This is a genomic window from Flavobacterium fructosi (assembly GCF_042787335.1).
GTDB classification, from domain to species: domain Bacteria; phylum Bacteroidota; class Bacteroidia; order Flavobacteriales; family Flavobacteriaceae; genus Flavobacterium; species Flavobacterium fructosi.
The window spans coordinates 1-5,174 of record NZ_JBHZQA010000027.1 but is presented as its reverse complement, the minus strand read 5'-3'; the positions used below and the strand labels follow the sequence as shown (position 1 = coordinate 5,174).

The following is a 5,174-nucleotide window of genomic DNA, read 5'->3' as shown; positions in this document are numbered from 1 at the left end:
CCAAAACTGGGGGCTAATACTAAATCAGTTCTTAACTATTTTTGAAAAAAGGGTTCAACTTTAATTAAAAAGTCAAACCCCTATATTTTTAACTTACACACTTTACGGGATAGTGTCGAATAAAAAAACCGAAACTATAAATATGGTTTCGGTTTCTTATTTTCTAGAATTGAAAAATTAAGTTTACATTAAAATTTTAGATGTCTTTACTTTTTACTTTTCCATTTTCATTTTCGTTCTTTTCATCATCATTCCATTCATATCCATTTTGTCCCCATTTTTCATCATCATGGTTTTTCCATTTTTCATCTTTACCGTTCCGCTAGGAAAAACCATTGAACCATTAGAAAGCATCATTTCATTTTCCATCATCATCATCTTACCGTCTTTCATCATCATCATTTTTCCGTCTTTCATCTTTACATACCCTTCCATTTTATTCATCATCATCATGCCATTCATATCCATCATGTCTCCGTTTTTGAACATAATGGTTTTCCCATCTTTCATTTTTACCGTCCCGTTTGGAGAAACAACAGAACCATTAGGCATCGTCATTTTTTTTTCCATAATAATCATTCTTTCGCCTTTCATCATCATCATTTTACCATTTTTCATCATTAAATGATCTTTCATTTGGACCACTTTAGTATAGCTCATTTTGGAATCATACATTTTAGCATCCTTAGCCATAGCGCCCAAAGTACAAATAGCCACTGCTAATAAAATAAATAAATTTTTCATAATATATTGATTTTTAGTTTTTTACATTATTAAAATTACAAAAAAAATAGTTATTATAAAATATTTTTTAATTATTAATTCACAAAAAAAAGTTTATACTAATAATTACATTACGCAGGAGAGCCCCTCACAAAAAAAACAAATCCTGTTTATTGATTCCTAAAAATCCATCTATAAATTAGCGCACTAAGGTCCTTACAGATAAACAAGCATGCATAATAAAATCATCTTAATAGTTGGTCGGGGAAATCTACAAAAAGACGGTTCACTAAACACCGCATTATTAGGCTATTTATACCAGCAAAATTATATATTCTTTACGAACCAATTGGTCATGAAATATATCATTTGAGTAATATTGAAAGGAAATATAAATGGTTCCCTGCAATTTTAAAAAAATATTTTGGAGAATTTATCTTTTGAGATATACTATTCTTAATTTTATTCTTTTTTTAAAATCCTTCCGCAAGAATATAAATACTATCGAATTTCATTCAAAAATATTAAAACAGTTTATCTTAAAATTGGGTACTAAAAAAGAAATAAACATAATCTAAAGTTCAGCTGGTGGATTAATAGCAACACAAATTGCGAATGAGTTAAATATAAAACATATTATTTGTTTGGGTTATCCTTTTCGACATCCTGAAAAAGAAGAGGAATCTCACCGATTTATGCATTTAAAGAACTTAAACACTAATTTCTTAATAATTCAGGGTACAAATGATGCTTATGGCGGGATTGAAACTGACGTAAAATAGGAGCTTGCGCCAACAATTAAACTTTTTTTTGTGGAAACCAATCCTAACTTTAAAACCTCAGCTGATGATTTGAAAAAAGTAATTACTAAAATTCACAGTGTCATTAATCCAAGTATAGAGTAATCAACAACTAGCAATTCAAAATTTGAACAAAAAAAATAGTTAAGTATCATAAATCCTAATATATTTACTCCAAACTAATTTTTGTTTTAAGGTTTCTAATAATATTCTCTTATTATTTTAAAATTAAAACACAAAACAGTCACCATTTGATAATTCTTAAAAGCTATTTTCCAAAATTTAAAAAAAAAACACTTTGAAAATGATTAATGATACAAATTGGCACGAAAAACATAAGGCAACATTAAATGTGGGAAGTCGTTTAGCAGACTCTGTAGCCAAAGGAATGGGTTCCTGGAAGTTCATTATAGTTCAAACCATATTAGTACTGCTTTGGATGACATTAAACATTGCTGCTTTTACTTACCACTGGGATGTATATCCATTTATTCTCCTAAATCTTCTTTTTTCTACTCAGGCTGCTTATGCCGCGCCTATCATCATGATGTCCCAAAACCGTCAAAGTGAAAGAGACAGATTACAGGCGCAAGCAGATTACCAAACAAATATTGACGCAAAACTAGAAATAGAAGCCTTGACAATTCAACTAAATAAATTAGAAGTCGAAAAACTAGATGTAATAATTTCCTTGTTGAAAGAAATGAAAGAAACGAAATAAGTCATCGGAATAATTTTCTTTGAAAGCTTTGTTATAAATTTTTCGGACTTGTTTCATAGGCTACAATTACGATTATTTCTTAACTTACTGTGATTGCTAAGTTAGCATGTGCACTCTTGAAGGATACCGAAAATAGCTTCTGAAAAAATGATTATATTTGCATAAAACAAATAAAAAATGCAACACATTATAGATCGATTCATCAGTTACGTAACTATTGATACAGAATCTGACGCCAATTCGGAAACCACGCCAAGTACCCCTAAACAATGGGACCTAGCCAATAAACTAGTTGAAGAATTAAAAGCTATTGGCATGCAAGATGTAACAATAGACGACAAGGCATACATCATGGCTACTTTGCCAAGCAATGTTATCCATGAAGTACCAACTATTGGATTTATTTCCCACTTTGACACCACGCCCGATTTTACCGGTGCCAATGTGAAGCCTCAAATTATCTCAAATTATGATGGTAAAGACATTGTCTTAAATGCTGAACAAAACATTATATTATCACCTAATTATTTTAAAGATTTATTATTGTACAAGGGACAAACCTTGATTACAACGGACGGAACGACATTATTAGGTGCTGATGATAAAGCCGGAATTACGGAGATTGTTACAGCAATGGAATTCCTTATCAAAAATCCCGAAATCAAACACGGAACAATCAGAGTGGGTTTTACACCTGATGAAGAAATTGGTCGTGGTGCGCATCATTTTGATGTAGAGAAATTTGGAGCGGAATGGGCATATACAATGGATGGCAGCCAAATAGGAGAATTGGAATATGAGAATTTTAACGCGGCTGGCGCCAAAATTATTTTCAAAGGAAAAAGTGTTCATCCTGGTTACGCCAAAGGAAAAATGATCAATTCTATGCTGATTGCTAATGATTTCGTCCATGAATTACCTTCCGATGAAACACCAGAAACTACAAAAGGATACGAAGGCTTTTTTCATGTGCATCAACTTACTGGCAGTATTGAAGAAACCGTTTTGGAACTGATTATTAGAGATCATAACAAGAAAAAATTTGAAAAACGCAAACAATTAATCGCAAAAATCACTCGAAAAATAAACAAGAAATTTGCTAAGCAATTTGGAGCTGATATCGTTACAGCCGAAATAAAAGATCAATATTACAATATGAAAGAAAAGGTAACGCCTGTAAAACATATTGTGGATATTGCTGAAAAAGCAATGATAGAAATAGGTATTAAACCACTTATTAAACCTATTCGCGGAGGAACTGACGGTTCCCAATTGTCATATAAAGGATTGCCATGTCCAAATATTTTTGCTGGTGGACATAATTTTCACGGAAAATACGAATATGTTCCCGTTGAAAGTATGCAAAAAGCAGTAGAAGTTATCGTTAAAATTGTTGAACTTACCGCAATAGGCGATTATATTAAAACGGAAGAAACCATTAAAAATAAAAAGTAATTGGAAATATCAAAAACCGGTACACGTATTTGATATAAAGTCAATAGCTCGTCAGAAGAATTAGAATTTCTGAAATCAATTGTTGCCCAAACCGAACTCACAGAAACTACAAAATGCGAAGGTTGCGTTTACGTCTTAGATAATAAAAATGTGATCGGGATAGGAGGATTTAAAAATTATTTTACGATCTGGTTTTTTAAAGGTACTTTTCTTCGAGATAAAAAAAGTTTTAGTTAACGCGCAAGAAAGCGTTACTAAATTATTACTGAAATGACGCTTTAGATTAATAAAGGAAGTCGACCAAACTATAGTATTAGAATATATTCACGACGCTATTCAAAACGAAAAGTATGGAAGAATGATAAAAAGCCCGAAAGCAGAAGTTACAGATGAGATGCCCGGAATTCTTCAGAAGGAATGAGATGTTAATCCGAATTTAGCAGACGCTTTTCTAAAATTCTCATCATACAAACAAACGGAGTTTTTACAATACATAGTTCAAGCAAAACCAGAAGAGACTAAACGTTCCAGATTAGAAAAGATAACGCCAATGACACTCGAAAACATTGGTTTAAATGACAAATATCGCTAAAATCAAGTCCCAATTCTGAAGTATCAGAGTTGGGACTTAATTTTTTAAAATTAGATTATATTAGACAAATACAATTTAATCATCAATTGATGAAAATTGCATTCAAATTTATAACCCCTATATCTTTTGAAAACTATTGAAAAGGAATTACATCCTTTCTCACTTCTTTCTGTGCATGATGTTTATTGTAAAGCGCATCAAAATATTAATATTATACTGAAAACCTTAACATTGACTAGTTTGTTAAATCACTATATTTACTAACAACTGCTTAACAATCTATTAACACCACAGATAAAGAATCGTATAATTTCATAAAAAACTAATACTAAAAATATAAATTATGATACAAAAAAAAGAAGCGCAAACTGATTCAGTATCGCCCGAAAAAACTAAAATTGATAAGCCTGTTAGAACTCGGACAACAAAAATTGTCGAACATGTAATGGAAGCTGTTGCCATTGAAGAACCAAAAATCGAAGAAACTAGCACCGAAAATGTAGAAGTCTCTACTATCAATCCAGATGAAGATAGTAAAACTTTAAATAAGAAAAGTGGTAAGGACAAGGCTAAAAACAAAGTAAAAATGAAAGATAAAGACAAGAAAAAAGCAAAAAAGGCTGACGCAAAAGAGAAAGCAAAACAAAAAGCGAAATCAAAAGCAAAAAAGGCTAAAAAAGCAAAAAAGGAGAAAGCAAAAAAAGCAAAAATAAAAGCGAAAGCAAAAGAAAAAAAGGCTAAAGCGAAATCTAAAAAAGCAAAAAAGGACACTATCCCGTAAAGTGTGTAAGTTAAAAATATAGGGGTTTGACTTTTTAATTAAAGTTGAACCCTTTTTTCAAAAATAGTTAAGAACTGATTTAGTATTAGCCCCCAGTTTTGG

Annotated in this window: 4 protein-coding genes and 2 pseudogenes; 5 read left to right on the top strand and 1 reads right to left on the bottom strand. The window is 31.2% G+C overall.

Translation table 11 applies throughout. From position 1 onward, the window contains the following. Positions 1-213 precede the first annotated feature (213 nt). Positions 214-744 (bottom strand): DUF6799 domain-containing protein, encoded by a 531-nt coding sequence (locus ACFX5D_RS16165; RefSeq protein WP_379859229.1) that lies wholly within the window; start codon positions 742-744, stop codon positions 214-216. 572 nt (positions 745-1,316) lie between these two features. On the opposite strand from ACFX5D_RS16165, the pseudogene ACFX5D_RS16160 reads away from it, so the two are divergent. The 5 genes and pseudogenes from ACFX5D_RS16160 to ACFX5D_RS16140 all read left to right on the top strand — a co-directional run. Then, a pseudogene (locus ACFX5D_RS16160) lies at positions 1,317-1,505 on the top strand (alpha/beta family hydrolase); the annotation flags it as partial. 322 nt (positions 1,506-1,827) lie between these two features. Then, positions 1,828-2,244, top strand: coding sequence for a DUF1003 domain-containing protein (locus ACFX5D_RS16155; protein ID WP_379859228.1), 417 nt, complete (start codon positions 1,828-1,830; stop codon positions 2,242-2,244). Positions 2,245-2,421: 177 nt separating this feature from the next. Beyond that, a complete protein-coding gene (pepT, locus tag ACFX5D_RS16150) occupies positions 2,422-3,699 on the top strand; it encodes a peptidase T (RefSeq protein ID WP_379859227.1) in 1,278 nt (425 codons plus the stop codon). 484 nt (positions 3,700-4,183) lie between these two features. Further along, a pseudogene (locus tag ACFX5D_RS16145) lies at positions 4,184-4,291 on the top strand (hypothetical protein); the annotation flags it as partial. A 343-nt stretch (positions 4,292-4,634) separates the two neighbouring features. After that, complete coding sequence (locus tag ACFX5D_RS16140) at positions 4,635-5,072, top strand: hypothetical protein (RefSeq protein ID WP_379859226.1); 438 nt, start codon at positions 4,635-4,637, stop codon at positions 5,070-5,072. The last annotated feature ends 102 nt before the right edge of the window (positions 5,073-5,174 follow it).

Coding starts and splice junctions, on each gene's coding strand:
- ACFX5D_RS16140 (WP_379859226.1), top strand. CDS start 4,635: ATGATACAAAAAAAAGAAGCGCAAACTGATTCAGTATCGCCCGAAAAA.
- pepT (WP_379859227.1), top strand. CDS start 2,422: ATGCAACACATTATAGATCGATTCATCAGTTACGTAACTATTGATACA.
- ACFX5D_RS16155 (WP_379859228.1), top strand. CDS start 1,828: ATGATTAATGATACAAATTGGCACGAAAAACATAAGGCAACATTAAAT.
- ACFX5D_RS16165 (WP_379859229.1), bottom strand. CDS start 744: ATGAAAAATTTATTTATTTTATTAGCAGTGGCTATTTGTACTTTGGGC.